Annotated in this window: 20 protein-coding genes; 9 read left to right on the top strand and 11 right to left on the bottom strand. The window is 70.0% G+C overall.

Annotated elements, in window-relative coordinates; all coding sequences use genetic code 11:
* Positions 1-40 precede the first annotated feature (40 nt).
* A complete protein-coding gene (locus G6N60_RS20370) occupies positions 41-598 on the top strand; it encodes an ATP-binding transcription factor AbmR (RefSeq protein ID WP_163740652.1) in 558 nt (185 codons plus the stop codon).
* 4 nt (positions 599-602) lie between these two features.
* On the opposite strand, the gene G6N60_RS20365 is transcribed toward G6N60_RS20370, so the two are convergent.
* The 3 genes from G6N60_RS20365 to G6N60_RS20355 all read right to left on the bottom strand — a co-directional run bounded on the left by G6N60_RS20365 (position 603) and on the right by G6N60_RS20355 (position 6536).
* On the bottom strand, positions 603-2756 hold the full coding sequence (locus tag G6N60_RS20365) for a molybdopterin-containing oxidoreductase family protein (RefSeq protein WP_163740650.1): 2154 nt from the start codon (positions 2754-2756) through the stop codon (positions 603-605).
* A 118-nt stretch (positions 2757-2874) separates the two neighbouring features.
* Positions 2875-4776: an ABC transporter ATP-binding protein gene (locus tag G6N60_RS20360; protein ID WP_179969716.1), complete on the bottom strand. Its 1902-nt coding sequence runs from the start codon at positions 4774-4776 to the stop codon at positions 2875-2877.
* Entirely contained in the window at positions 4773-6536 is a 1764-nt protein-coding gene (locus G6N60_RS20355) for an ABC transporter ATP-binding protein (RefSeq protein WP_163740648.1), read from the bottom strand. The genes G6N60_RS20360 and G6N60_RS20355 overlap by 4 nt, the downstream gene beginning before the upstream one ends.
* A 118-nt stretch (positions 6537-6654) precedes the next feature.
* On the opposite strand from G6N60_RS20355, the gene G6N60_RS20350 reads away from it, so the two are divergent.
* Both G6N60_RS20350 and G6N60_RS20345 read left to right on the top strand, forming a co-directional pair.
* Positions 6655-7230 carry a DUF3558 domain-containing protein gene (locus G6N60_RS20350; protein WP_372511042.1) on the top strand — a complete coding sequence of 192 codons (576 nt, stop codon included), beginning with the start codon at positions 6655-6657 and terminating at the stop codon, positions 7228-7230.
* Positions 7227-7790, top strand: coding sequence for a DUF3558 domain-containing protein (locus tag G6N60_RS20345; protein WP_179969715.1), 564 nt, complete (start codon positions 7227-7229; stop codon positions 7788-7790). Before G6N60_RS20350 ends, G6N60_RS20345 begins: the two co-directional genes overlap by 4 nt.
* On the opposite strand, the gene G6N60_RS20340 is transcribed toward G6N60_RS20345, so the two are convergent.
* Positions 7787-8293 (bottom strand): SixA phosphatase family protein, encoded by a 507-nt coding sequence (locus G6N60_RS20340; RefSeq protein WP_163740644.1) that lies wholly within the window; start codon positions 8291-8293, stop codon positions 7787-7789. The two genes, G6N60_RS20345 and G6N60_RS20340, sit on opposite strands and share 4 nt — an antisense overlap.
* Before the next feature lie 81 nt (positions 8294-8374).
* On the opposite strand from G6N60_RS20340, the gene G6N60_RS20335 reads away from it, so the two are divergent.
* On the top strand, positions 8375-9526 hold the full coding sequence (locus G6N60_RS20335) for a metallophosphoesterase family protein (RefSeq protein WP_163740642.1): 1152 nt from the start codon (positions 8375-8377) through the stop codon (positions 9524-9526).
* The gene (locus G6N60_RS20330) at positions 9523-12141 is read left to right on the top strand and encodes an AAA family ATPase (RefSeq protein ID WP_163740639.1); all 2619 of its coding nucleotides are present in this window, start codon (positions 9523-9525) and stop codon (positions 12139-12141) included. Before G6N60_RS20335 ends, G6N60_RS20330 begins: the two co-directional genes overlap by 4 nt.
* Here the strand turns inward: G6N60_RS20330 and G6N60_RS20325 are convergent.
* Together G6N60_RS20325 and G6N60_RS20320 are read right to left on the bottom strand one after the other, a co-directional pair.
* On the bottom strand, positions 12138-13499 hold the full coding sequence (locus tag G6N60_RS20325) for an LLM class flavin-dependent oxidoreductase (protein ID WP_163740637.1): 1362 nt from the start codon (positions 13497-13499) through the stop codon (positions 12138-12140). The genes G6N60_RS20330 and G6N60_RS20325 overlap by 4 nt on opposite strands.
* Before the next feature lie 68 nt (positions 13500-13567).
* A complete protein-coding gene (locus G6N60_RS20320; RefSeq protein WP_163740635.1) occupies positions 13568-14845 on the bottom strand; it encodes an acyl-CoA dehydrogenase family protein in 1278 nt (425 codons plus the stop codon).
* Between the two features lie 90 nt (positions 14846-14935).
* Between G6N60_RS20320 and G6N60_RS20315 the strand changes: the two genes are divergently transcribed.
* A complete protein-coding gene (locus tag G6N60_RS20315; protein ID WP_163740633.1) occupies positions 14936-16204 on the top strand; it encodes an alpha/beta hydrolase in 1269 nt (422 codons plus the stop codon).
* Here the strand turns inward: G6N60_RS20315 and G6N60_RS20310 are convergent.
* The 4 genes from G6N60_RS20310 to G6N60_RS20295 are packed head-to-tail and all read right to left on the bottom strand — an operon-like array spanning position 16194 to position 21605.
* Positions 16194-17864 (bottom strand): oligopeptide ABC transporter substrate-binding protein OppA, encoded by a 1671-nt coding sequence (locus G6N60_RS20310; protein WP_163740631.1) that lies wholly within the window; start codon positions 17862-17864, stop codon positions 16194-16196. The genes G6N60_RS20315 and G6N60_RS20310 overlap by 11 nt on opposite strands.
* A gap of 14 nt (positions 17865-17878) precedes the next feature.
* On the bottom strand, positions 17879-19702 hold the full coding sequence (locus tag G6N60_RS20305; RefSeq protein WP_163740629.1) for an oligopeptide ABC transporter ATP-binding protein OppD: 1824 nt from the start codon (positions 19700-19702) through the stop codon (positions 17879-17881).
* On the bottom strand, positions 19699-20631 hold the full coding sequence (locus G6N60_RS20300) for an oligopeptide ABC transporter permease OppC (RefSeq protein ID WP_163740627.1): 933 nt from the start codon (positions 20629-20631) through the stop codon (positions 19699-19701). Before G6N60_RS20300 ends, G6N60_RS20305 begins: the two co-directional genes overlap by 4 nt.
* Entirely contained in the window at positions 20628-21605 is a 978-nt protein-coding gene (locus tag G6N60_RS20295; protein ID WP_163740625.1) for an oligopeptide ABC transporter permease OppB, read from the bottom strand. Before G6N60_RS20295 ends, G6N60_RS20300 begins: the two co-directional genes overlap by 4 nt.
* A 197-nt stretch (positions 21606-21802) precedes the next feature.
* Between G6N60_RS20295 and G6N60_RS20290 the strand changes: the two genes are divergently transcribed.
* Complete coding sequence (locus G6N60_RS20290) at positions 21803-22066, top strand: hypothetical protein (protein ID WP_163740623.1); 264 nt, start codon at positions 21803-21805, stop codon at positions 22064-22066.
* Here the strand turns inward: G6N60_RS20290 and G6N60_RS20285 are convergent, their stop codons facing one another.
* Positions 22067-22522: a hypothetical protein gene (locus G6N60_RS20285; RefSeq protein ID WP_197746956.1), complete on the bottom strand. Its 456-nt coding sequence runs from the start codon at positions 22520-22522 to the stop codon at positions 22067-22069.
* A 175-nt stretch (positions 22523-22697) separates the two neighbouring features.
* Between G6N60_RS20285 and G6N60_RS20280 the strand changes: the two genes are divergently transcribed.
* Both G6N60_RS20280 and G6N60_RS20275 read left to right on the top strand, forming a co-directional pair.
* Complete coding sequence (locus tag G6N60_RS20280; RefSeq protein ID WP_170312600.1) at positions 22698-23402, top strand: response regulator transcription factor; 705 nt, start codon at positions 22698-22700, stop codon at positions 23400-23402.
* On the top strand, positions 23399-25060 hold the full coding sequence (locus G6N60_RS20275) for a sensor histidine kinase (protein ID WP_163740619.1): 1662 nt from the start codon (positions 23399-23401) through the stop codon (positions 25058-25060). The genes G6N60_RS20280 and G6N60_RS20275 overlap by 4 nt, the downstream gene beginning before the upstream one ends.
* Positions 25061-25103: the final 43 nt, after the last annotated feature.

Genomic DNA, 25103 nt, shown 5'->3' with positions numbered 1-25103 from the left:
CGTCGCCCCACCGCCGGTGTTACAACGTAATCATGTAATCATGAAACAACACCATCACCACGGCCGCTCCGGCGGCTGGCACCAGTCCCAGCAACCCGACGCGAGCGACGCCCCCGACTGGATCGCAGGACGCCTGCCCGACGGTTGGTTCGCCGGTGATCCCACGGTCGTCGTCGACCGCGAGGAGATCACCGTCATCGGCCGCCTGCCCGAACCCGAGGGCGAACAGAGCGACGCCCGCGCCTCCGGCCGCGCCGCCCGCTTCCGCGAGGAGACGCGCTCGGAGCGGATGCGCATCGCCGACGAGGCCGAGCGCCGCTACGGCCGCAAGGTCGCCTGGGGCGTCGAGGTCGGACCCACCGAAGACCCCGAACGAATCCTGTTCACGCACATCGCCGTTCCCGTCATGACGCGGCTGCGTCAGCCCGAGCGTCAGGTGCTCGACACGCTCGTCGACGCCGGCGTGGCGCGGTCGCGCTCGGATGCGCTGGTGTGGTCGGTCCGCCTCGTCGGGCAGCACACCGACGAGTGGCTCGCCAAGCTGCGCGAGGCCATGGCGAAGGTCGACGACGTGCGCGCCGAGGGCCCCGGCGTCTAGGGATTCACACCCGTTGCACCCCAACGTAAGTGGAGCTCAGGGTCGAGGTCTGCGACAGCGGGTCGATCTCGTCCCCGGCGAGGAGGTTGCGGTTGACGCCGTAGGACTGCGGTTCCGCACCGCGCCGTGGGTCGAAGATCCGCGAACCCCAACCGTGGTCGACCACCACCAGGCCGCGTCGCACGCCGGAGGCCACGGAGGCGTCGAGTTCGACGGCGCCGACGGGGGAGAACACTCGCACCCGGTCGCCGTCGTCGATGCCGAGTGCCGCGGCGTCGGCCGGGTTGAGCAACGCCTCGTTGACCTTGCCCGCGGGGTGCAGACCGGGTAGTTCGTTCAGCCACGAATTCATGGAGTGCCGATGCCGCCGGCTGCCCAGGATGAAGGGATAGCCCTCCGGTGCAACGGGATTCGCCGCGAGCAGCTCGCGGGTCCGTGCGAGGAATTCCGGGGGCGCGGCGTGCACCCTGCCGTCCCCGGTGCGCAGCGCCGCCCTGAAGTGGCCGAACTCCCGCGGGCCGAGCACCAAGCCGTGGGGATTGTCGACGACGTCCCGCCATCGCAGCTTGCGGCCGTTCACCTTCCGGGACGTCGCGATCAGGAGGCGGTCGATCCAGTGCGGGCTGAACTCGAGACTGGGCCGCCGCGCGAGACGCGCCAGCCGCCGGGTAGCCGACACGAAGGCGTTGACGCCCCTGGCGCCGAACAGCGGCCTCCCCATGGCGAGTGCAAGGTCGATCCAGATGCGCCACTCCTCACGGGCGCCCGGCGGGGGTGCGACGGCCCTGACGCCGTACTGCACGAACGGCTCGTCGTGCATGCTGCTGGTGAACGCGGGCAGGTCGTTGCGTTCCAGCCAGTGCACGGCGGGTAGCAGCCAGTGCGCGTGGCGATGGCTCTCGCGCTGCACGAGGTCGATGGCCACCAGCAGGTCCAGGTCGGCAAGGGCCGCATCGAGTTTCGCTCCGTCTGGCCCCGAGACCACCGGGTTGCCCGAGTTGATCACCATTGCGCGGATCTGACCGGGGCCCGGCGTGGTGATCTCGTCGGGCAACTCGGCCAGCCCGTGGGCGCCGGCGATCATTCCGCGACGCCGCAGCCGGCTGAGGTGGACGGGTCGCTTGGCGAGATCGAACAGACGCAGCGCGTCGACGTAACCTCGCTCGAACCGGCGGCCACCGGGCCGGTCCATCCGTCCGGTCACGACGTTGAGGACGTGTCCGAGCCACTCCGCGATGGTGCCCGCGGCATGTAGCGAGACCCCGGTGCGGGTGACGACCATCGCCCCCCTCGCGCGGGCGAAGTCGCGTGCGATCGTTTCGATCTGGGCGCGGGGAAGCTCACACCGGCGGGCGAGGTCGTCGAGGTCGGCCTCGGCGACGAGTGCGCGCAGATCGTCGACGCCGGTGGCGAGGTCCCGACAGTCCTCGGCGTGCTCGAGCCCCTCGTCGAGGACGACCTTCACCATCGCCAGCAGCAGCGCCCAGTCGTGGCCGGGGCGTATGGGCAGGTGGACGTCGGCCTGCTTCGCGGACTCGGTGAGCACGGGATCGACCACGACCAGCGTGGCCCCGTCCCGCTGCCGCGCGAGCGCGCGCCGCCATCCGCCGGGTACCGTCTCGAGCCAATTCCACGCGCTCACCGCAGGATTGGTGCCGACGAGGAGGAAGTAGTCGCACCGATCGACGTCGGACACCGGCGACATCAGCTCGGACCCGTACATCGCCTCGGACACGACGTGCATGGCGTTCTGGTCGACCGAGCCGACGAAGTAGCGGCTATGCGTACCGATGGCATCCAGCCAGCCGTTCATGAAGACGATGTTCGACGACGAGAACCCGGCGGGGTTGCCGTAGTACACGCCGACGGCGTCGGGCCCGTCGGCGTCGATCAGCGCGTTCATTCGGGTCGCGATGTCGTCAATGGCCTCCTCCCACGTCGCCTCGACGTACCCCTGGCCCACCCGGCGCATCGGGGCGAGGATGCGCCGGGGGTGCTCGACGAGTTGATTCGCGGTGCGGCCCTTGGCGCAGAAGTCCTGCCAGCTGTGGGGGTTGCGCTTGTCCGGCGCGATCTTGGTGACCCGGTCGTCTTCGACGGTGACCTCGATGCCGCACGACGCGAGGCAGTACCGACAGAAGGTGTGCACGGTGGTCATGAGGGCATCTTCCCGGAGCGGACCCGGTTGGTCTGTCGAATCGAATTGAGCAGACCGCTCACCGTCGAGGTAGCGCTGACAGTCGAAACTGGCGCAGGACGCGACTGTCACCGCTATCTCAACGCGCCACCATCGACCAGTACTCGCCGCGGCGGTCCAGCAGTTCGTCGTGGGTGCCGCGCTCGACGATCCGGCCTGCCTCCATCACCAGGATGAGGTCGGCATCGCGGATCGTCGAAAGCCGGTGTGCGATGAGGAAACTGGTCCGATCGCGACGCAGTTCGGCGGTCGCCTGCTGCACGAGCAGCTCGGTGCGGGTGTCCACCGAGCTGGTCGCCTCGTCGAGGATCAGCAGGCTCGGCTGCGCGAGGATGGCCCGCGCGATGGTGATCAGCTGCTTCTCCCCGGCGCTGACGTTGCCGCCGTCGTCGGTGATGCGGGTCTGGTAGCCGTCGGGCAGCGAATGCACGAAGCGGTCGACGTGGGCGGCGCTGGCGGCCTCGACCACCTCCGCCTCGGTGGCGTCGGGCCTGCCGTAGGCGATGTTGTCGTAGATGGTGCCGCCGAAGAGCCAGGTGTCCTGCAGCACCATGCCGATGCTGGAACGCAATTCGTGCCGCGTCATCGCGGTGATGTCGACCCCGTCGATCGAGATATGGCCGCCGTCCACCTCGTAGAACCGCATCAGCAGGTTCACCAGCGTCGTCTTGCCCGCGCCGGTCGGACCGACGATCGCGACGGTGCTGCCGGGCTCGGCGACCAGCGACAAGTCCTCGATGATGGGCGTCCCCGGGCGGTAGGCGAAGTCGACGTGGTCGAACTCCACCCGGCCGGGCCCACGCCGCCGCGGGCCGGTCACGGGCGGATCGGGGGTCTGCTCGTCGGTGTCGAGGAGGTCGAATACCCGCTCCGCACTTGCCATTCCGGACTGCAGCGTGTTGTACATCGCCGCCACCTGCGTCAGCGGTTGGTTGAACTGGCGCACGTACTGGATGAAGGCCTGGATGTGGCCGAGGGTGATCTGGCCCGTCGCCACCTGCAACCCGCCGGCCACCGCGACCGCGACGTAGCTCAGGTTGCCGATGAACGTCGTCGCGGGTGACACCAGGCCCGAGAGGAACTGGGCGCCGAAACTGGCCGTGTAGACGTCACCGTTCAGCTCGCGGAAGCGCTCCTGTGCCGCGGCGCGGTGGCCGAACGTCTTCACCACCGTGAACCCGCTGTAGGTCTCCTCGACGTGGGCGTTCAACCGCCCGGTGTTGCGCCACTGCGCGACGAACTGGTCGCGGCTGCGGCGCGCGATCGTGCGGGTGGCCAGCAGCGACAGCGGCACCGTCAGGACGGTGATCAATGCCAGCAGCGGGGAGAGCACCAGCATCACCACCAGCACCGCGAGCACGGTCAGCACCGAGGTGATGAGCTGGCTGATGGTCATGGACAGCGACGTCTGGACGTTGTCGACATCGTTGGTGACGCGGCTGAGCACCTCCCCGCGCTGCCGGGAGTCGAAGTAGGACAGCGGAAGTCGGTGAACCTTGTCCTCGACGTCGGCCCGCAGCGCGGCCATGGTCCGCTGGATGATGACGTTGAGCAGCCGGGCCTGTATCCAACCCATCAGTGCCGCAAGCAGATACAGCGTCAGCGCCAGGGCCAGCGTGCGCCCGACGGCGGCGAAGTCGACACCCTGCCCCGGCACCACGTGCATGCCGGACAGCAGGTCGGCGAACGTGCCGTCGCCGCGGGCCCGCGCGGCCGCCACCGCCTGCTCCTTGGTGATGCCCGCGGGCAACCCCCTGCCGATGACACCGCTGAACAGCAGGTCGGTCGCGTGCCCGAGGACGAGCGGGCCCACCACGCCGATCGCGATGCCGACGACCCCGAGCAGCAGGACGACGATCGTGGCCAGCCGCTGTGGCAACAGGCGTCGTGCCAGCCGCACCGCCGTCGCGGTGAAGTCCCTCGACCGCGCGGTGGGGGCGGCCAGGCCGCCGTCGATGCGACCGCTGACCGAGCGCGTCACTGCGGACCCGCGGGTCGCGACGTCACCGCCGGGGCGGCCCCGGCCAGCGTCTGGGAGTCGACGAACTCGGCGTACACCGGGCAGTCGGCGAGCAGCGCGGAGTGCGACCCCACGCCGACGACGGCGCCGTCGTCGATCACGACGATCTGATCGGCCGCCGCGACCGTCGAAATCCGTTGCGAGACGATCACGACCGTCGCGGCGGCGGCGACCTCGCGCAGCGCGGCGCGCACGTGGGCGTCGGTGTGGACGTCGAGTGCGGAGAACGCGTCGTCGAACAGGTAGATCGCGGGTCGGCGGATGACCGCCCTGGCGATCGCCAACCGTTGCCGCTGCCCGCCCGAGAAGTTGATGCCGCCCTGCGCGACACGCATGTCCAGTCCATCGGGGTGGGCGGAGACGAATGCGTCGGCCGACGCGACGCGCAACGCCTCCCACATCTCGTCGTCGGTCGCGTCGGCCTTGCCGTAGCGTAGGTTCGCCGCGACCGTGCCCGAGAAGAGGAAGCCGCGCTGGGGCACGAGCCCGATCGTCGACCACAGCTCCTCGACGTCGTAATCGCGAACGTCGATGCCGTCCACGGCAATCGAGCCCGCGGTGACGTCGAACAGCCGGCAGATCAGCGAGACGAGCGTCGACTTGCCCGAGCCCGTCGACCCCACCACCGCGGTCGTCGTCCCGGGGCGGGCGGTGAACGAAACCCCCTGCAGCACGGGACGATCCGCACCGGGATAGCTGAACGCCGCGTGTGCGACCTCGAGCAGCCCCGTCACCGCCGCGGGTCGGGCGGGTTCCGGCGGGCTCGTGATGGCCGGTGTCGTGGTCAGCACCTCGGTGATGCGTTCGGCGCACACCGTGGCACGCGGCAGCATCACCAGCAGGATCGTGGCCATCAGCACGGCCATCAGGATCTGCATGAAGTAGGACAGGAATGCGATCAGCGACCCGACCTGCATCTCACCGGAGTCGATGCGCAGACCGCCGAACCAGATGAGCGCCACGCTGGACACGTTGATGACCAGGGTGGTGACCGGCAGCAGCAGCGCCTGCAGTCGACCCACCGACAGCGCGGTGTCGGCCAGCGCGTCGTTGGCCTCGCCGAAGCGGGTCCGCTCGAACGGCTCCCTGGCGAAGGCGCGGATGACGCGGATGCCCGAAAGCTGTTCGCGCAACACGCGATTGATGCCGTCGATGAGGCCCTGCATGGTGCGGTAGATCGGCAGCAGCCGCGACACGATCCTGTAGTTGGACAACCCCAGCACCGGCACGCTGATCACCAGCAGCCAGGACAACCCGGCGTTCTGGTGCAGCGCCATCGCGATGCCCCCGACGCACATGATGGGGGCGGTGATCAGCATGGTGCACGTCATCTGCAGCAGCACCTGGATCTGCTGGACGTCGTTGGTGGTGCGGGTCAGCAGCGTGGGCGCGCCGAAGCGGGCGGTCTCCTCGGCCGACAGCCCGGTGACGTGATGGAACATGGCCGCCCGCAGATCCCGGCCGAAGCCCATGCCCACGCGGGAGCCGAAGTACACCGCGCCGACGGCGCACAGCACCTGCAGCGCGGTGACGCCGAGCATGATGGCGCCGAGTTCGACGATGGCGTGGGTGTCACCCCTGGCTACCCCGTCGTCGATGATCTTCGCGTTGACGGTCGGCAGGAACAGCGAGGCCAGCGAGCTGACGACCTGGAAGGATGCCACGACGATGATGGCCGTGCGGTAGGGCCCGGCATACCGGCGCAGCAGGCGCATGAGCATTCCGCAACTGTTGCACACTGCGGCGTCGGGCGTCTGGCGCTTACTCTCCCGTGGGTTTGCTTAGAAAACTCCTGGTCAGTCGGCATGTCAGTGGTTGTGCCCCGACGCTGCCGCTACAGTGTCGGGCGTGACGGGAAGACGCAGCACACGCAACGCGAGGGCGCTGGGCGTGTTGGCCGCCGCTGTGATCCCGATTCTCGCGTCCTGCTCGAGTGGCTCGGATCAGTCGAGCGGCTCCGGCGGCTCCTCGACCCCCGCGGCCCCCGCCGCGGCCAAGCACGGACCCATGTTTCCCGAGTGCGGCGGCATCAGCGATCAGACGATGGCGCAGCTGACCCAGGTCACCGGCTTGGTCAACACGGCCAAGACGTCGGTGGGCTGCCAGTGGCTGCTCGGCGGCGGCATCCTCGGGCCGCACTTCTCGTTCAACTGGTACCGCGGCAGCCCGATCGGCCGCGAACGCAAGACCGAGGAGCTGTCGCGTACCAGCGTGGAGGACGTCAACATCGAAGGACACGGGGGCTTCATCGCCCTCAACGAGGATCCCCAGCTGGGGCCGAGCCTGTGCGAGATCGGCATCCAGTTCGACGATGACTTCATCGAGTGGTCGATCAGCTTCGCGGAGAAGCCCTATCCCGACGCGTGCGGCGTCGCCAAGGAATTGGCCCGTCAGACGATCGTGAACTCCAAGTGAGCACCACCGGTCGCGGCCGCCGCGCACTCCTGAGCCTGTTCGCCGTATTGGCGACCCTGTCGCTGCTGGTCGCCTGTTCGCGCGACGTGACCGGGCAGGCCGTCAAGGCGGGCGCCGGAGGCAGCACGGCGCGCAACGACAACTCGGCCAAGACCTACCCCAACCTCCTCAAGGAGTGCGACGTCCTCACCACCGACGTCCTCGCCAAGACGGTGGGCGCCGACCCGCTGGACATTCAGAGCACATTCGTCGGCGCGCTGTGCCGGTGGCAGGCCCTCAACCCGAGCGGCCTCATCGACATCACCCGGTTCTGGTTCGAGCAGGGCAGCCTGGACAACGAGAAGAACGTCGCGAACTACCTGAAGTATCAGGTGGACAGCCGGTCCATCGCGGGCGTGCAGTCGATCGTCATGAAGCCCAACGACAACAGCGGTTCGTGCGGCGTCGCCAGCGACGCGGCGGGCGTGGTCGGCTGGTGGGTCAACCCGCAGACGCCGGGCATCGACGCGTGCGCAATGGCGACCAAGCTGATGGAACTGACGCTCAACACCAACAACTAGCGGGCCACGTGGAACGCGACGAGCTCCGCGGAGTTCGGTTCGAGTCGGTGCCACGGCTGCGCGGTCTGCAGGACGGCGATCGCCGACGTCGGGTACTTCGCCGAGATCCGTTCGGCCGCTGAGAAGTCGCCGCGGTCGGGGTCGGCGAGCCCGAGCGCGGTCATCGACATCGTCGGCTCGTGGCCGACGACGAGCACGGTCGCGACGTCGTCGGGGACGGCGTTGACGAGCCGGATCACGGTGCCGGGCGAGCTGTCGTAGAGCGCGTCGTCGAAGCGGGTGCCGGCGTCGATGCCGGTGCGCGCCAGCGTCTGCCGCGTCCTCGTCGCCGTCGAGCAGAGCACCAGGTCCACGGTGGGGGCGTTGGCCCTGATCCAGTCGCCGGCCAGGGCGGCTTCGGCGATGCCGCGCGGCGCGAGCGGCCGGTCGTGGTCGGCGACGCCGTCGGGATAGTCGGACTTGGCGTGCCGGAGCAGCAGCAGGGTGCGGTCTGACGAGCTCATCTGCACACGGTAACCGGGTCGTGCGCCAACCTGCCGGTCGAGGTCCGCGGACTTGTCGGGCCCCGGATCTACACTCGCCGAATGCGTTTCCTGCACACCGCCGACTGGCAGCTCGGCATGACCCGCCACTTCCTGAACGGCGAGGCGCAGCCGCGGTATTCGGCCGCCCGCCGCGACGCCGTCGCCGGTCTGGGCGCCGTCGCCGAGGAGACCGGTGCCGAGTTCGTGGTCGTCGCGGGTGACGTGTTCGAGAGCAATCAGCTCGCCCCGCGCGAGGTGAGCCAGTCGCTGGAGGCCATGCGCGCGATCGGGGTGCCGGTGTATCTCCTTCCCGGCAACCACGATCCGCTCGACGCGGCCTCGGTCTACACCAGTGCGCTGTTCCTCGCCGAGAAGCCCGCGAACGTCACCGTGCTCGACCGGGCGGGCGTGCACCGCGTCCACGAGGGCCTCGAGATCGTCGCTGCCCCTTGGCGTTCCAAGAAGCCGACCACCGACCTGCTCGGCGAGGTGCTCGACGGTCTCGCCGCCGACGACGTCACCCGCATCGTCGTCGCCCACGGCGGGATGGACCTTTTCGAGCCGGACCGCGACAAGCCCGCACTGATTCGGTTGGCCGGCGTCGAGGCCGCGCTGGCCCGCGGGGCCGTGCACTACGTCGCGCTGGGGGACAAGCACTCGCGCACCAGGGTCGGTGCGACGGGCCGCATCTGGTACTCGGGGGCCCCGGAGGTCACGAACTACGACCACGTGGAACCCGACCCCGGCCACGTGCTGGTGGTCGAGGTGGACGAGCGCGATCCGGCCAGGGCCGTGCACGTCGACGCCCGCCGCGTCGGGCGCTGGCGCTTCGTGACGCTGCGCCGCACGGTCGACGACGCCCGCGACGTCGTCGACCTCGACATCAACCTCGACCAGCTGCCCGACAAGAACCGCACGGTCGTGCAGATCGCCCTCACCGGCACGCTGACCGTGACGGACAAGGCGGCACTGGACGCATGCCTCGACAAGTACGTCCGGCTGTTCGCCGCGCTCGGCACCTGGGACCGGGAGACCGACGTCGCGGTGATGCCCGCCGACGGAGAGTTCGACGACCTCGGCGTCGGCGGGTTCGCCGCCGCGGCCGTCGACGAGCTGGTGGCCACCGCCCGCGCCGACGGCGGGCAGGCCGACGAGGCGCGGGCGGCTCTCGCGCTGCTGCTGCGGCTGACCGAGCGGGGGAACGCCGCATGAAGCTACACCGCCTGATACTGCGCAACTACCGAGGAATCGCGTTCCGCGACATCGAGTTTCCCGATCACGGCGTCGTCGTGGTGTCCGGCGCCAACGAGATCGGCAAGTCGTCGATGATCGAGGCGCTCGACCTGCTGCTGAGGGCCAAGGACCGCTCGACCAAGAAGGAGGTCAAGCAGGTCAAGCCCACCCACGTCGACGAGGGCGCCGAGATCACCGCGATCATCTCCACGGGGCCCTACCGGTTCGAGTACTACAAGCGGTTCCACAAGCGACCCGAGACGCGGTTGACGGTATCGACCCCCGCTCGCGAGCAGCTGACGGGCGACGAGGCGCACGACCGCGTCGAGGGCATCCTGGCCGAGACCGTGGACACCGAGCTGTGGCAGGCCCAACGCGTCCTGCAGTCCGCGTCGACGGCCTCGGTCGACCTCTCGAGCTGTGACGCCCTCGCGCGGGCGCTCGACGTCGCCGCGGGACAGGCCTCCACGCTGTCGGGCGCCGAGCCGCTGCTGATCGACCGGATCGAATCCGAGTTCCGGCAGTACTTCACGGCGACGGGCAGGCCGTCGGGTCAGTGGGCGACGGCCATCGCCCGGCTGCGCGACGCGACGCAGAGGGTCGAGGACTGCCGAGCCGCGGTGGACGAGGTCGACGACGCCGTCCTGCGGCACGCGGCACTCGCCGACGGGCTCGAGCAGCTCACATCGCGACGGGCCACGGCCGCCGCCCGACGCGACGCGGCCATGCAGGCTGCCGCCGTCGTGGCCCGCCTTGAGGAGCGGCTGTCCGCGGCGCGCGCCCTCGCCGAGCCGGCCGAGAGGACGCGCGAAGCCGCCGAGGCCGCCGTCAACGAACGCCGCAGACTTCGTGCCGATCTCACCGAGCGCAGCGCGACGATCGAGAGCCTCGACGTGTCCGCCCGCGCGGCGGCCGAGGAGCTGTCCGATGCCGAGGAGGCCGCCGCCAGCGCCGCGGCGGTGGCCGAGACCGCACGGGTCGCCGTGGAGGGGTGCCAGCTCCGCGTCGACACGGCCCGCGTCACCGGCGAGCGGATCGCGCGTCGGGCCGAGGCGCGCCGGGTGCGCGCCCGGCTGGTCAAGGTCGACGCCGTGAGCGCTGAATTGGCCACCGTCACCGACGAACTCGCCACGATCACCCTGACGGATGCGGTGCTGGTCGACCTCGAACGTGCCGCGCTGGCCGTCGAGAAGGCCGCTGCGAAGGCCGAGTTGGCCTCGGCGCGAATCGAACTCGCGGTTCCCAGGCAGCTGGAGGTGCTGGTCGACGGTCGGCCGGTGCGGCTGCTGAAGGGCGAGTCGTGGTCGCACCAGGTGACGACGGCGGCCGCGGTCGAGTTGCCCGGCATGCTGACGGTGCGCGTCGTGCCGGGTACGCCTGCCGCGGACTCGCAGGACGTCCTGGACCGGGCGCGCCGGGTGCTGACCCTGCTGCTCGACGAGGCCGGGGCGGCCGACCTCGACGCAGCGCGGGCACTCGACGTCCGGCGCCGCGAGCTGGTGGCGTCGCGCGAGCGGTTGCGGGCCACGCTGGATGCCCACCTCGGTGACGAGTCGCTCGAGACGCTGCGTGCCCGCGCCGCCGCGCTGGACGCGTCGCTGGCGGACGAGGCCGACGACGACATCGACGCCGCGGCCGCCGCTGCCGCGCTCGAGGCCGCCCTGCAGGCCCAGCGGTCCGCGCGCGCCGCGCACGAGTCGGCGAGCACCGCGGCGACGGCCGCCGCGTCGCGCGCGGCGGCGGAGGCGAGCGCGGCCGCGGTGCTGCAGGCACGGTTGGCCACCGCGAGGGACGAGGTCGCCGCGGCGACCGAACGCCTTGCCCGCCAACGGGATTCGATTTCCGACGATGACCTGGCGATCACGGCCGAGGCGGAGGCGGAGCGGGCCAAGGGGGTCCTGGCCCAAGTGCTGGCCATCGAGGCCGAGCTGGCCGCCGCCGCGCCTGCCGCGGTGGCGACCGAGCTGCGCGAGGCCACCCGCCACGCCGCAGAGCTCGACGACCGTCACGTCGAGGTGAGCGGTCAGCTGCGCGAGGTCGCGGCGCAGCTGCAGGTGTACGGCACCGAGGGCCGCAAGGGCAGGCTCGACGCGGCGCAGACCGAGTACGAGCATGCCGCCGCCGAACACGACCGCATGCGGCGCCGGGCCGGGGCGGTGCACCTGCTGCAGTCGGTCATGACGCGTCACCGCGAGGAATCCCGGCTGCGCTACGTCGACCCGTTCCGCGCCGAGGTCGAACGCCTCGGGCGCATCGTGTTCGGCGACGACTTCGCCGTCGAGATCGACGGCGATCTGCGGATCCTCAACCGCACCCTCGATGGCAGGACCGTGCCGTTCGACTCGCTGTCGGGTGGCGCCAAGGAGCAGCTGGGCATCGTGGCGCGGCTCGCCAGTGCGGCGCTGGTCGCCAAGGACGACGGCGTGCCCGTGGTCATCGACGATGCGCTGGGCTTCAGCGACTGCAACCGGCTCGCCAGGATGGGCGAGGTGTTCGACGCCGTGGGCGGTGACGGTCAGGTCATCGTGCTGACGTGCAGTCCGGAGAGGTACGCCGGCATCGTCGGCGCGAAGCGCCTCGAGTTGACGGCCTAGCTGGCGACCGAGACGGTGCGTCGCTGCGGTGGTGCGAAGGTCGCCGCGGGCAGCCCGAGGTGGTCCCGCAGGGTGTCCCCGGTGTACTCGGTGCGAAACAGCCTGCGGCGCTGCAACTCTGGCACCACCGCGTCGACGAAGTCGTTGAACGTGCCCGGCGATTGCGCCGCGGACACCATGAACCCGTCGGCTTCCCCTGCGGTGAACGACGCCTCGATCTGATCGGCAACCTGGGCGGCGGTCCCGACGAATTGCGGTAGCAGGACGCCCTGGGCGTACCACCTGCCGACGTCGCGCAGCGTGAGATTGTCGCGGTTCGCCACCCGGCGGGCGGTGTCGAAGAGGCCCTGGGTGCCGGTGACCGTGACGTCCTCGACGGGTGCGTCGAGGTCGTACTGGGAGAAGTCGTGATCGGTGTGCACCGAGAGCGTGATCAACCCGGAGATCGGGTCGGCCAGCTCGTTGTGGAACGCCTGCTTCTCCCGCGCGATCGACTCCGTCTCCCCGATGAACGGGATGAACGCCGGGAAGATCAGGACCTCGTCGGGGTTGCGGCCGTAGTCCGATGCGCGGCTCTTGACGTCGTCGTAGTACGCGAGCCGGCCCTCGGGCGTCGGGTCGATCTCGAAGATGGCCTCGGCCCACCGGGCGGCGAAGTCCCTACCGGTGCTCGACGAGCCCGCCTGGATCAGCACCGGTCGACCCTGCGGTGAGCGCGGCACGTTGAGCGGTCCACGGCTGCGGAAGTAGGTGCCGTCGTGCGCGATCTGCCGGATCTTGTCCGGGTCGGCGAACACCCCGTTGGACTTGTCGAGCACCAGCGCGTCGGGGTCCCAGCTGGACCACAGTTCCAGCGCGGTCCGGACGAATTCCTCGGCGCGCTCGTAGCGGTCCTCGTGGCCGAGGTGGTCGTCGTGCCCGAAGTTCTGCGCCTCGCTCTGCGTCAGCGAGGTCACGATGTTCCACGCCACCCGGCCGTGGGTGACGTGGTCGAGGCTGGCGAAGATGCGGGCCAGCTCGTAGGGGTGAAAGTACGTGGCGGACTTGGTGATCGCCACGCCCAGCTTCGAGGTCACCGCCCCGATGCTGGCCGCGACGATCGACGGATCGAGGGTCGCGGTGGCCTGCGTCCCGCGGCGCAGCGGTTCGGCGATGTCGGCGCCGTAGCGGGCGGGCGCCGCCAGCAGGTCGGCGAAGAACACGAAGTCGAACTTGCCGCGTTCGAGGATCCGCCCGAGCCGGTGGTAGTACTCCGGCGTGGTGAAGCCGGTGTCACTGGCCGGGTGGCGCCATGCGGCGTGCGAGTGGGTGACCTGCGAGGCGATCTGGAAGCCCCCGAGGTGGAGTTGACGCGTCATGTGGTCTCGTTTCCCGCGATTCGTGTCGTTTGGGGAGCGCTCACCACTCCCCAAACGACACGAATCGCTCAGAAGTAGGCGTTGGAGGGGACGGGAGTGTCGTGCAGCAGGTTCTTGCCGATCGCGACCGCCTTGTAGGCCACCGGGTTGTGCAGCGTGATGGTGCGAATGTTGCGCCAGTGCCGGTCCAGGCCCTTCTGCCGACTCGCCGCACTGGCGCCGCCGAGCTCCAACAGCCGGGTCGCGGCCTCCGGCGCGATGGCGTCCAGGTGCACCTTGACCTTGGCCACCTTCAGCTGAGCCGCCTCGGCCAGCCGCGCATCGGGGTTGTGGTCGGCCGACGATGCGGCCGAGTCGGTGGCGTCGCCGATCGCCCGTGCGGCATCGAGCACTGCCGCCTTCGCGACGTACGCCGTACTGGCGAGCTCACCGAGCAGCCGCTGCAGGAGCGGATCGTCGGTGGGGCGTTCGGTGGGCGCGTGACTGAAGCTGCGGTCGCGCGAGCGCAGCAGCGCCACGCCATCGTCGACGATGCCGGCCAGTACGCCCGCGACCACCGCGTGGATGTAGAGCTGCAGCGAGGCGAACTGCACCGTCGGCACCGGGTCGGCGTCGTAGGGCGCGTCGACCAGGATCTCGTCGGGCGCGACCGCGACGTCGTCGAATGTCGTGGTCCCCGTGCCGGTGCGGCGCTGGCCGAACCCGTCCCAGTCGTCGACGAGCGTCACCCCGGCGCGGTCCGCGGGCACCACCACGGTGGCGACGGAGTCGTGGTCGGTGGTGGCGGTCACCGTGAGGTAGTCGGAGAACAGCGTTCCGGTGCTGTAGAACTTCTCCCCGTTGAGGCGGTATCCCCCGCTCGCGTCGGGGAGCAACCGGGTGTTGAACACCAGGCTGCCGACGGCGTTGGCACCCTTCTCGCTGAACGCGTTGCCGAAGAGCTCGCCGTCGGCGACCTTTCGCAGCCATCGTCCAGCCACCGAATCGTCCCCGACCCCCTGCCCGCCCGACCCGAATCCCCGGTCGCTACGCTCCTGCCCGCCGAAGGTCCGCAACCGCTCCTCGGTGAACCAGAAGTGCGTCCGGAAGATGTGCGCCACAATGGGATCCGCCCGAGCCACGTCGATGACGGCCGAGAACAGTTGCGGCACGGTCAATCCCGCGCCACCCAGTTCGGGCGGCAGCCGCAGGGTGCCGAAACCGGCCCGCTTGAGCGCGGCCACTTCGTCGAAGGGGTTCTCGTCGTTGCGGTCTCGGTCCTTGGCGCCGGCAGCGATGCGGGTCAGCAGGTCGTCCCACTGCGGTGACCCGGGCAGGATGCGGCTCTCGTTCTCGACGGTCGTCATGGCACCGTTTCTACGGACCGCGCCCCCCGGAGACACTGCTTTGACTCAGCCCGAACCTAAGAGTCAGCGAACGAGGGCACAATGGATCCGATGACCATGACCGCCGACCGTCGACGGGTCCACGACAGGCTCGCCGCGCTGCCGGGCGTCCGATCGGTGCGCCGACCCGTCGTGGCGGACCGGTCCGAGCGGTTCGACCTGTTCTACGTCCGCGCGGGGGAGCCGTCGGAGCATCCGCTGGTGATCGTCCCCGGCGGCCCGGGAGCGGCCTCGATCGCGCTCTACCGCGGCCTGCGCAAGCGGGCGGTAGCCGACGGGCGGGACGTCATCATGGTCGAACACCGGGGCGTGGGACTGTCGCGGCACGACGACGACGGCGCCGATCTGCCCCCGGAGGCGTTGACCATCGGCGCCGTGGTCGACGACCTCGCCGCGGTCCTCGACGACGCGGGCGTCGCCTCGGCGGTGCTGTACGGCACGTCGTACGGCACCTATCTGACGGCGGGCCTCGGCGTGCGCCGCCCCGACCTGGTGCACGCTATGGTCCTGGACTCCCCACTGCTGTGCGCCGACGACATCGACGCGATGCGGACCGCCGTCCGACGCGCGCTGTGGGACGGTGACGGGGAGACCGTCGACCTGGCCGCGAAGATCCGCGACCTCGTCGAGCACGGCGTGCTCGACGCGGCGGGGGCGAGCCGCGCGGCGGCGATGTACGGACTCGGCGGGCCGGAACTGCTCGGCCGCCAGCTCGATCTGCTCTGCCACGGTCACGACTGGGTGTGGGGCGCAGTCGGATTCGGCGCCAGGATGTTCTTCGAACGCTCGACGCCGTTCCACAACGAGCCCGATCTGGTCGGCCGCATCGGCTACCGCGAACTGAACTACGGGGCCGTGCCCGACGGTCTGCCCCTCGACCCCGCCGTGGCGTATCGGCAGGCGGCCAGGGGCGAGGTCGAGTTCATCGCCGAACCCTTCGATCTGGTCGCGGCGATGCCACGGTTCTCCTGGCCGACCGCGGTGGTGTCGGGCGGGCGTGACCTGACCACGCCGCGCGCGGTGGCCCACCGCATCGTCGACCTCATCCCCGACGCGGTGCTGGTGGACCTGCCGACCGCCGGACACGGCATCCTCGACACCAGGGAGCGTGCGGCCCTGGACGTCGCGGCGGCGGTCTACGCCGGCGCCATCGATGAATTGCCCAGTCGCACAACGGATCTCGATGCCACGCCGAGCCCGCTGGGCGTTCGCTTGGTGACGAAGGCGATCGCCGCCGCGGGCGCCGCGGAGTCGGTGGTGCCGTCGGCGGTGCGGCGGGTGGTCCGACACGTCACGGCGCCCGGCTCCGCTACTTCGTGAAGCCGATCGTGCTGTAGTTCACGTCGCCAAGGCCGGGGGCGCCGAAGTTCGCGAGGTTCGACCTGACGGCCACGTTCCCCGGGGTCTGGAACAGCGGCAGGCTGAAGCCCTCGGCCCAGATCATCGTGTCGAGTTCGTTGGCCAGCGCGCTGGCCTTGCCGGGGTCGAGTTCCTCCAGCGTCTGCTCGATCTTGGCGTCGATCGCCGGACTGCCGATCTTGCCGAAGTTGCTGTCTCCGTTGGACAGATAGATCTGGGTGAGACCCGAGAGCGGGAATGCGTCGCCACCCCAGGAGAACTGGGCGATGTCGAAGTTCCCGACGGTGATGTACTGCGTGAAGAATCCCGTGCCGCCCTTGGCCTGCAGGTCGAGCTTGACCCCGATCTGTGCCAGGCTGCTCTGCGCGATCTGGCCCACCTGACGCGTGGTCTGAGCGTCGTAGAAGACGTCCCGCAGGACGAGTTGCCTACCGTCCTTCTCGCGGAACTGGCCGTTCATCTTCCAACCGAGGTCGTCGAGCTCCTTCTTGGCGGCGTCGGGGTCATAGGCCGCCGATGCGCTGTTGTCCTGGTAGCCCTTCTGTCCCGCGACGTAGATGTGATTGTTCAGCGGCGCCGGCTGGTCGACGAGGCCACGCTGGGTCACGTTGGCGATGGTTTGGCGGTCGATGCCCTTGCTGATGGCGTTGCGCAGGGCGGGGTCGGCGAGGATCGCACCGGGCGCGCCGTTGAAGGTGAAGTGGTACCACTGCGGGCTCGGCGCGCGTCTGACGACGAGGCCGGGCGTGCGCCGCACGATCGTCAGCTCGTCGAGGCTGGCGATGCCGCTGGCGTCGATGGCGTTGTTCTGCAGTGCGGGGATGCGGGCGGAGTCGTCGAGCACCGAGAACACCATGCCGTCCAGCAGCGGCGGGGTGCCCCACCACTTCGGGTTGCGGCTCAACGTGATTCGTTGTGCGCCGCGATCGATGTTCGAGACCAGGAACGGGCCCGCCGACGGGCCGGGGCCGTTGAGGAAGCCCTTGTTGAAGGCATCCGGCGTGGCGGTCATCGACTTGGGCAGCAGGAATCCGTTGCCCGCGAACATGCCCTTCCACTCCGCGTACGGCTTGGCGAACGTCATGACCGCCTGCCGGTCGTCGACGCCCCTGGTCACCGACGCGACCCGGTCGCTGCCGTTCGGCCCGGCGATGAGGAAGGCCTTGTCGACGCCCTTCGTCGCGTTGACCTCCGACGCGATGTCCTCCCACGTCATCGGGGTGCCGTCACTCCAGGTGGCCTTCGGATTGATCGTGTAGGTCACCACCTGGGGGGAGGTGCTCGTGAGCGTGACGTCGGTGAAGTAGTCGTGGTTGACCGTCGTCGAGCCGTCGGGCGCGATGACGAACGCGCGCGGCATCGTCGGGCGCATGAGGGGGAAGACGGAGTCACCGTCGTTGCCATCGATGTTGAGCACGTTGAAGTTCTGCGGAAAGCCGGCCATCGCCAACCGCAGCGTCCCACCCTGGCGCAGGGTCGCCGGATCCTGCGGATTCATGTCGCTGGTGCTGCCGAGCTGGGCGTTGCCGCCCGCGGACGGGACCTGCTGACTACCGCCGGAGCACGCGGTCAGCACGAGTCCGGCAACGAGTAGGGCGCAGGTGAGACGGCGGAACTCCATGGAACGTCGACCTTTCACGGCTGTGGCACGGCGGCCAGCAATTGACGGGTGTAGTCGTGCTTGGGGTGGGCGAAGACGTCGTCGGCGGCGCCTGCCTCGACCACGATGCCCCGGTGCATCACGACCAGGTGGTCGGCGAGGTGCTTGACCACCGACAGATCGTGCGAGACGAACAGGTAGGACAGTCCGAATCGGTCCTGCAGGTCCAGCAGCAGGTTGATGATGCCGGCCTGGATCGACACGTCCAGGGCCGACACCGGCTCGTCGAGCGCCAGGATCTTGGGCTGCAGCGCCAGCGCCCTGGCGATGCCGATGCGCTGTTTCTGGCCGCCGGAGAACTCGGCGGGGAATCGGCCGGCATCCTCGCGGCGCAGCCCGACGATGCTCAGCAGTTCGGCCACCCGTTCGTCGACGTGACGCTTGTCGAAGCCGTTGGCGCTCAACGGTTCCGCCAGCGCGTCGAACACCGGCAACCGGGGATCCAGGGACGCGACGGGATCCTGGAAGACGACCTGCAGATCCCCGCGGAGCGCGCGCCGCGACCGGCGGTCGAGGGTCGCGACGTCGTGACCGAGGACCTCGATCGAACCGCCTTGCGGCGCAGCCAGTTCCAGGACCTCGTGCAGCGTGGTGGACTTGCCGGAGCCGGATTCGCCGACGATGCCCAGCGTCTGACCGCGGCGCAGGTCGAAACTGACGCCGTCGACGGCCCGCACCTCGCCGATCTTGCGTCGCAGCACCGCACCCTTGGTGAGCGGGAAGGTCCTGACGAGGTCGACCACCCGCAGCACGACGGGCGCGTCGGGGTCCGGCGCGGCGTCCACGGGTGCGGTCGACACGCCGTACACCTCGGGGGCTGAGCGTCCCGCGACGTCGGCGGTGCGGATGCACGCGGCGGTGTGACCCGGTGCCACCGTCTCCAGATCCGGTTCGGCAGAGTGGCAGTCGTCGATGGCCAGCGGGCAGCGCGGGGCGAACGGGCACCCGGGGGGTAGTGCCGCCATCGACGGCGGGGCGCCGGGAATGGGGACTAGACGCGAGCCCTGGGCGGCGTCCAGCCGCGGCACCGAGCCGAGTAGTCCCACGGTGTAGGGCATCACGCGGCTGCGGGTCAGTTCGGCCACCGGCGCCGCCTCGACGGTACGGCCGGCGTACATGACCAGCGCCCGGTCGGCGAACTCGGACACCACGCCGAGGTCGTGGGTGATGATGAGCACGCCCGCGCCCGTGACGTCGCGCGCGGTGCGCAGCACGTCGAGGATCTGCGCCTGCACCGTGACGTCGAGCGCGGTCGTCGGCTCGTCGCAGATGAGCAGGTCCGGATCGTTGGCGATCGCGATCGCGATCACCACGCGTTGGCGCTCGCCCCCGGACAGTTCGTGCGGAAAGGACTTCGCGCGCCGGTCCGGTTGCGAAATACCGACCAGCTCAAGCAGTTCGACCGCACGCGTCCGCGCGGCGCCGCGGCTCAGGTCGCGCTGGTGGACGCGCAGCGCCTCGGCGATCTGGTCGCCCACCGTGTACACGGGGGTGAGTGCGGACATCGGATCCTGGAACACCGTGCCGATGTCGCGGCCGCGGATGCGCGACATCCGCTGGTCGTCGAGGCCGATGAGCTCGTCGCCGTGCAGCCGTACCGATCCCGACACCTCGGCGTAGGCCGGTAGCAGACCGGCGACCGCCATGGCCGTCGCCGACTTGCCCGCCCCGGATTCGCCCACCAGCGCCACGACCTCGCGGGGCTGCACGTCGAAGGTCATGCCGCGGACGGCGGCGACGTCCTCGGCGTCGGTGGTGAAGCCCACCCGGAGGTCTCTCACCTGGAGCAGTTCGGTCACCTGCGGCGCCTTCGTCGCGGTTTCGCGGCGGGATCGATGGCATCTCGCAGCCCGTCGCCGATCACGTTGGCGCACACCACGATCAGCACCACCACGACGGCGGGGAACAGGAACACCCAGGGGAAGGTCGTCACCGAGGGGGTGCCGTCGGCGATCAGCGTGCCCAGCGAGACGTCCGGCGGCTGGATGCCGAACCCGAGGAACGACAGGCCCGTCTCGGCGAGGATCGCGGCGCCGACGTTCAGCGCGGTGTCGATGATGAGGAACGACGCCACGTTCGGCAGCACGTGACGCACGATGATCCGCCGGTTGGACACCCCCATGTACCGTGCGGCCGTGACGAACTCGCGTTCGCGCAGGCTCATGGTGAGGCCCCGCACGACGCGCGCGCTGATCATCCAGCTGAAGGCCGCCAGGAGCAGGATCAGCCACAGCACCCGCCCGTTCGGACCGAGACGGGGCGTGACGATCGCGATGAGGATGAAGCTGGGCACGACGAGCAGCAGGTCGACCAGCCACATGGCGACGCGGTCGCGCGCGCCCCCGAAGTACCCGGCCACGGCGCCGACGGTCGCGGCCACGATCGTGGACAGGAACGCGACGCCCACGCCGATCAGCAGCGACTTCTGCATGCCCCGCAGGGTCTGCGCGAGGAGGTCCTGGCCGAGGGCGTTGGTGCCGAACGGGTGGCTCGCACTCGGCGGCTGCTGCAGCGACAGGAAGTCCAGGTCGGTGTACTTCCACGGCAGCAGCCCCGGCAGCGCCCAGCAGGCGACGAACATCAGGGCCAGCACCGCCAGCGCCGCCACCGCCAGCCGGTTGCGCAGGAATCGGCGCACGGTCAGCGTGCGGCGCGACGCGAACGTGGTTGGCGCGACGCCCGATTGGGCGGTCGAGGACGTCTGGGTCGTCGCTGGGTCGGTGCTCACGCGACCCTCACCCGTGGGTCGAGCGCGGCGTACACGACGTCGGAGAGGAGCCCGGAGAGCAGGATCGTCGTCCCGACGAAGACGGTGATCGCGGCGACGATGTTGGTGTCCTGCGTCGCGATGCCCTGCACCACCCATTCGCCCATGCCGTGCCAGCCGAAGATCTTCTCCACGAAGATGGCCCCGGTCACCAATCCGCCGACGCCATAGGCGAATAGCGTCGCCATGGGTATGAGCGCGGTGCGCAGTCCGTGCTTGATCAGCGCCTGCCGCCGCGTCAGTCCCTTGGCCCGGGCGGTCCGAATGAAGTCCTGCCCCAACACGTCCAGCATCGCGTTGCGCTGATAGCGGCTGAACCCGGCGATCGACAACAGGGCCAGGGTGGCCGTCGGCAGGACGAGATGCTGGAGGTGGTCGACGAATTGGGCCCAGCCGTCGCCCACGGGCGTCGAGGACGTCTCCCCGGTGTACTCGAACAGATTGAACCCCAACGCCGTATTGATCGGAAGCGCGCCCAGGATCAGCAGATTGGCGACCACGATCGTCGGCGTACTGATCACCAGCAGCGACAGCACCGTCACGATCCGGTCGGACAGGCGGTACTGGCGCACGGCGCCCCACGCCCCCACCACGACGCCGACGAACGTGCCGAACACCGACCCGATCACGACGAGCCGCAGACTGATGCCGATGCGCCGCCACAGTTCGTCGGACACCGGTTGGCCCGCCACGGTGGTGCCGAAGTCACCGTGTACGGCGTGTGCCACCCAGTGGCCGTAGCGGAGCAGGATCGGCTCGTCGAGGTTCAGTTCGGCTGCCTTGGCGTCGATCACGGACTGCGGTGGACGGGGGTTGCGGCCCTCGAGGCTGTCGAGCGGTTTGAACGTCAGGGACGCCAGCGCAAACGTGAGGAACGACGCCAGGACGAGCAGCACGAGGTAGTTGAGTGCCCGACGGGCCAAGAAACGCGTCACGCCGCTCCCGCCAAGTTCCGCACTTGCACAGGGTAGGAGATGAACCGCGCAACGTCGCGAAACGGGCGGCGGGCGAACGTCCTCGCCGGCAGGCTCGAAGAACCCTGGGAAGAAGCTCAACGTTTGATGGAGCGCCGCCGTGGCTACAAGCAACCTCACAGCTACATCCGGGCGAATCGAACGAGGGGGATCCAACGATGACACGCAGAACGGTGCGCACACTGGCCGCGGCAGTGGGCGGCGGCGCGCTCGTCGCCATGGGCGGGATCGGCGTCGCGAGCACGAGTTGGGCCGCGCCCGAACCGGCGCCGCCCGGCCCCGTCACCGTCACCGAGGAGGCCACGACGGGTGCGACCACGGTGGAAACCACGGCGCCCAGCGAGCCGACCACGTCGTCGGCCGCCCCGGAGATCACCGGACCCGCCCCGCTGCCCCCGGAGGAAGAGGGTTTGCCGGGCTAGTCAGTGCCCCGGCGTCAGCGGCGGATGGATCGACGTCACGGTGGCGGTCTGACCCTCGAGGGTGGCGTCGATGACCACTTGCTGGTTGACGGCGAAGGGCGGGGCGGAGTCGCCGCCGGCCTCGTGGATGACGTAGCTCTGCACGAAGCCGTCCTGGCTGCGCGCGGTCACGCCGGTCGGCGAGATGGCGGTGATCTGCCCGATCTGGGAGATCACGGTCGAGTAGCCGCCATGCCCGTCGGACACCACGTACTGGCCGTGCAGCGCGTCGGGCTGGGCGTCGGCGTGGCGTGCCGGCGGGGGTCCGCCGAACCCGCCGGGCGGGCCGTGCATCCCGCCGGGCATGCCGTGCGGTCCCGCGTCGGTGGCCGCGGCGATGGCGGCACCACCCACCCCGGCGACGGCGGCGGCCACCACGATGGCGCCGATCGTCTTGCGCATGTCCCAGGTCTGCATGGCTCGAGTGTGCACGGTGAACGTGAGGGCCCGCTGTGAGTTGGCTATGGCATCGAAGTTCACAGTCGTCGCATAGATTCGGCACAGGCAATGCCCATGGCAACGGTCGACAATGGTAGCGATGACCACCGCCAATGGTTCCGACCGCGAACACGCCGATCCCGCGCGCCTCGTCATGCGCCGCTCGGACGGCAAACCGATCAACGTGCTGGTCGTGGACGACGAGCCGGTGCTGGCCGAACTGGTGTCGATGGCGCTGCGGTACGAGGGCTGGGACATCGCGACCGCCGGTGACGGCGAGACGGCCATTGCGCTGGCCAAGGAGAACCCGCCCGACGTCGTCGTGCTTGACGTCATGCTGCCGGACATGAGCGGGTTGGACGTGCTGCACGAGCTGCGCGCCCAGATTCCCGGTCTCCCACTGCTGCTGCTGACGGCGAAGGACTCCGTCGAAGACCGCATCGCCGGGCTGACGGCCGGTGGCGACGACTACGTCACCAAGCCCTTCAGCCTCGAGGAGGTCGTGCTGCGACTGCGCGCGCTGCTGCGGCGCACCGGCGTGGCCGACGAGACCGGAGGCGCTCAGATCGTCGTCGGCGACCTCGTGCTCGACGAGGACAGCCACGAGGTGACGCGGGCGGGGGAGCCCATCACGCTGACGGCGACCGAATTCGAGCTGCTGCGGTTCATGATGCGCAACGCCAAGCGGGTGTTGAGCAAGGCGCAGATCCTCGACCGCGTGTGGAGCTACGACTTCGGGGGCCGGTCCAACATCGTCGAGCTGTACGTGTCGTACCTGCGCAAGAAGATCGACAGCGGTCGGGAACCGATGATCCATACGTTGCGCGGCGCCGGATACGTGCTCAAGCCACCGCGATGAGCGGGGCGGTCCGCGACGCGGCGTCCGGGTCGCACTCCCGGATCCTGGCGCCGAGGACGTGGTCGCTGCGGGCGAGGCTGCTCGTCACGCAGGTCGTGCTGCTCGCGGTGGTGTGCGCCAGCATCGGCGTCGCCACGGAGTTCGCGCTGCAGCGGTTCCTCATGCGCCAGCTCGACCAGCAGCTGGTCGAGGCGGGCAAGCGGTCGACCGCGATCTTCGACCTGCCCCCACCCAGCGTGCTGTTCCCCGGCCTGGTGGACCGACGCCCCCAGGAGGGACCGCCGGGCCACGACCCCGACCCCAACTTCCCGTCCCGGCAGCGCGGCCGCATCCTCGACCCCGAGTACGGGCCGGGACCGGGTTTCCTGAATGCGCCGGGGCAAGCGACGAGGACCGTCGGCGCCGTCGTCTCACCGTCCGGCGCGATCGACGCGGGCGTGATCACCTCCGACGGCGGGCGCGCGGAGATCAGCCGCGACGCCGCTGCTGCCCTGGCGCGGGTGCCTCCCACGCGGACCCCGCAGACCGTCGACCTCGCCGGACTCGGCACCTACCGGGTCATCGCCCTGCACGCGCGCCACGGCGACCAGAAGATCGTCACGGGCCTGCCGACCGCGGTGGTCGACGACACGCTCCTGTGGGTGCTCGGGATGTTCTGCGTCCTGGCCGTCATCGCGCTCCTGGCCGCGGGCATCGCGGGCGTCCTGGTCATCCGGCGCCAGCTGGCGCCGCTGTCGCGGGTGACCGCCGCGGCGAGCAGCGTCGCCGGCCTGGAACTCGACAAGGGCGAGGTGCACCTGCCGAGCCGGATCGTCGCAGTGGATCCCGAAGCCGCGCACACCGAGATCGGCCGGCTCGGCACGGCGCTCAACCGCATGCTGGACCGGGTCGCGTACGCGCTGTCCGCGCGGCACGCGAGCGAGACGCGCGTGCGGCAGTTCGTCGCCGACGCCAGCCACGAGCTGCGCACGCCGCTGGCCGCCATCCGCGGCTATACCGAACTGGCACAACGCAAACGGGGCGAGCTGCCCGACGACGTCGCCCACGCCATGAGCCGCGTCGAGTCCGAGACCGTGCGCATGACGCACCTCGTCGAGGACATGCTGCTGCTCGCCCGGTTGGACGCGGGCCGGCCGCTGGTGCAAGAGCCCGTCGACGTGTCAATGCTCGTCGTCGATGCGGTCAGCGACGCGCACGTCGCCGGGCTCGACCACGACTGGGCGCTCGACCTTCCCGAGGAGCCGGTCACGGTCCTCGGCGACGAGGCCCGGTTGCAGCAGGTGTTGGTGAACCTGTTGGCCAACGCCAGGATTCACACGCCCGCGGGCACGTCGGTGACGACGTCGCTGGCCCAGGACGGTGACACCGCCGTGCTGACGGTGGCCGACGACGGCCCCGGCATCCCGGCCGATCTGCTGCCCGAGGTCTTCGAGCGATTCGCCCGCGGCGACCAGTCGCGGGCGCGCCGCGGGGCGGCGCCCACCGCGGCGTCGAGCCCGAGCGGGAGCACCGGGCTCGGTCTGTCGATCGTCGCCGCCGTCGTCAAGGCGCACGACGGGACGATCGCCGTGCGCAGCGAGCCCGGCCGCACCGAATTCGAGGTGCGCCTCCCGGGTTATTCACAGTCAGCCCATAGCGACCACTCACCAGCCGCCTAGCGGACGTGCCGAAACTCGACGGAGTGACTGCAGTTCTCACCCA

Source organism: Mycolicibacterium madagascariense, from assembly GCF_010729665.1.
GTDB lineage: Bacteria > Actinomycetota > Actinomycetes > Mycobacteriales > Mycobacteriaceae > Mycobacterium > Mycobacterium madagascariense.
This window is presented reverse-complemented; position numbering and strand designations above follow the sequence as displayed.

Coding starts and splice junctions, on each gene's coding strand:
- G6N60_RS20370 (WP_163740652.1), top strand. CDS start 41: ATGAAACAACACCATCACCACGGCCGCTCCGGCGGCTGGCACCAGTCC.
- G6N60_RS20365 (WP_163740650.1), bottom strand. CDS start 2,756: ATGACCACCGTGCACACCTTCTGTCGGTACTGCCTCGCGTCGTGCGGC.
- G6N60_RS20355 (WP_163740648.1), bottom strand. CDS start 6,536: ATGCTCATGCGCCTGCTGCGCCGGTATGCCGGGCCCTACCGCACGGCC.
- G6N60_RS20340 (WP_163740644.1), bottom strand. CDS start 8,293: ATGAGCTCGTCAGACCGCACCCTGCTGCTGCTCCGGCACGCCAAGTCC.
- G6N60_RS20335 (WP_163740642.1), top strand. CDS start 8,375: ATGCGTTTCCTGCACACCGCCGACTGGCAGCTCGGCATGACCCGCCAC.
- G6N60_RS20330 (WP_163740639.1), top strand. CDS start 9,523: ATGAAGCTACACCGCCTGATACTGCGCAACTACCGAGGAATCGCGTTC.
- G6N60_RS20325 (WP_163740637.1), bottom strand. CDS start 13,499: ATGACGCGTCAACTCCACCTCGGGGGCTTCCAGATCGCCTCGCAGGTC.
- G6N60_RS20320 (WP_163740635.1), bottom strand. CDS start 14,845: ATGACGACCGTCGAGAACGAGAGCCGCATCCTGCCCGGGTCACCGCAG.
- G6N60_RS20315 (WP_163740633.1), top strand. CDS start 14,936: ATGACCATGACCGCCGACCGTCGACGGGTCCACGACAGGCTCGCCGCG.
- G6N60_RS20310 (WP_163740631.1), bottom strand. CDS start 17,864: ATGGAGTTCCGCCGTCTCACCTGCGCCCTACTCGTTGCCGGACTCGTG.
- G6N60_RS20290 (WP_163740623.1), top strand. CDS start 21,803: ATGACACGCAGAACGGTGCGCACACTGGCCGCGGCAGTGGGCGGCGGC.
- G6N60_RS20285 (WP_197746956.1), bottom strand. CDS start 22,522: ATGCAGACCTGGGACATGCGCAAGACGATCGGCGCCATCGTGGTGGCC.
- G6N60_RS20280 (WP_170312600.1), top strand. CDS start 22,698: ATGCGCCGCTCGGACGGCAAACCGATCAACGTGCTGGTCGTGGACGAC.
- G6N60_RS20275 (WP_163740619.1), top strand. CDS start 23,399: ATGAGCGGGGCGGTCCGCGACGCGGCGTCCGGGTCGCACTCCCGGATC.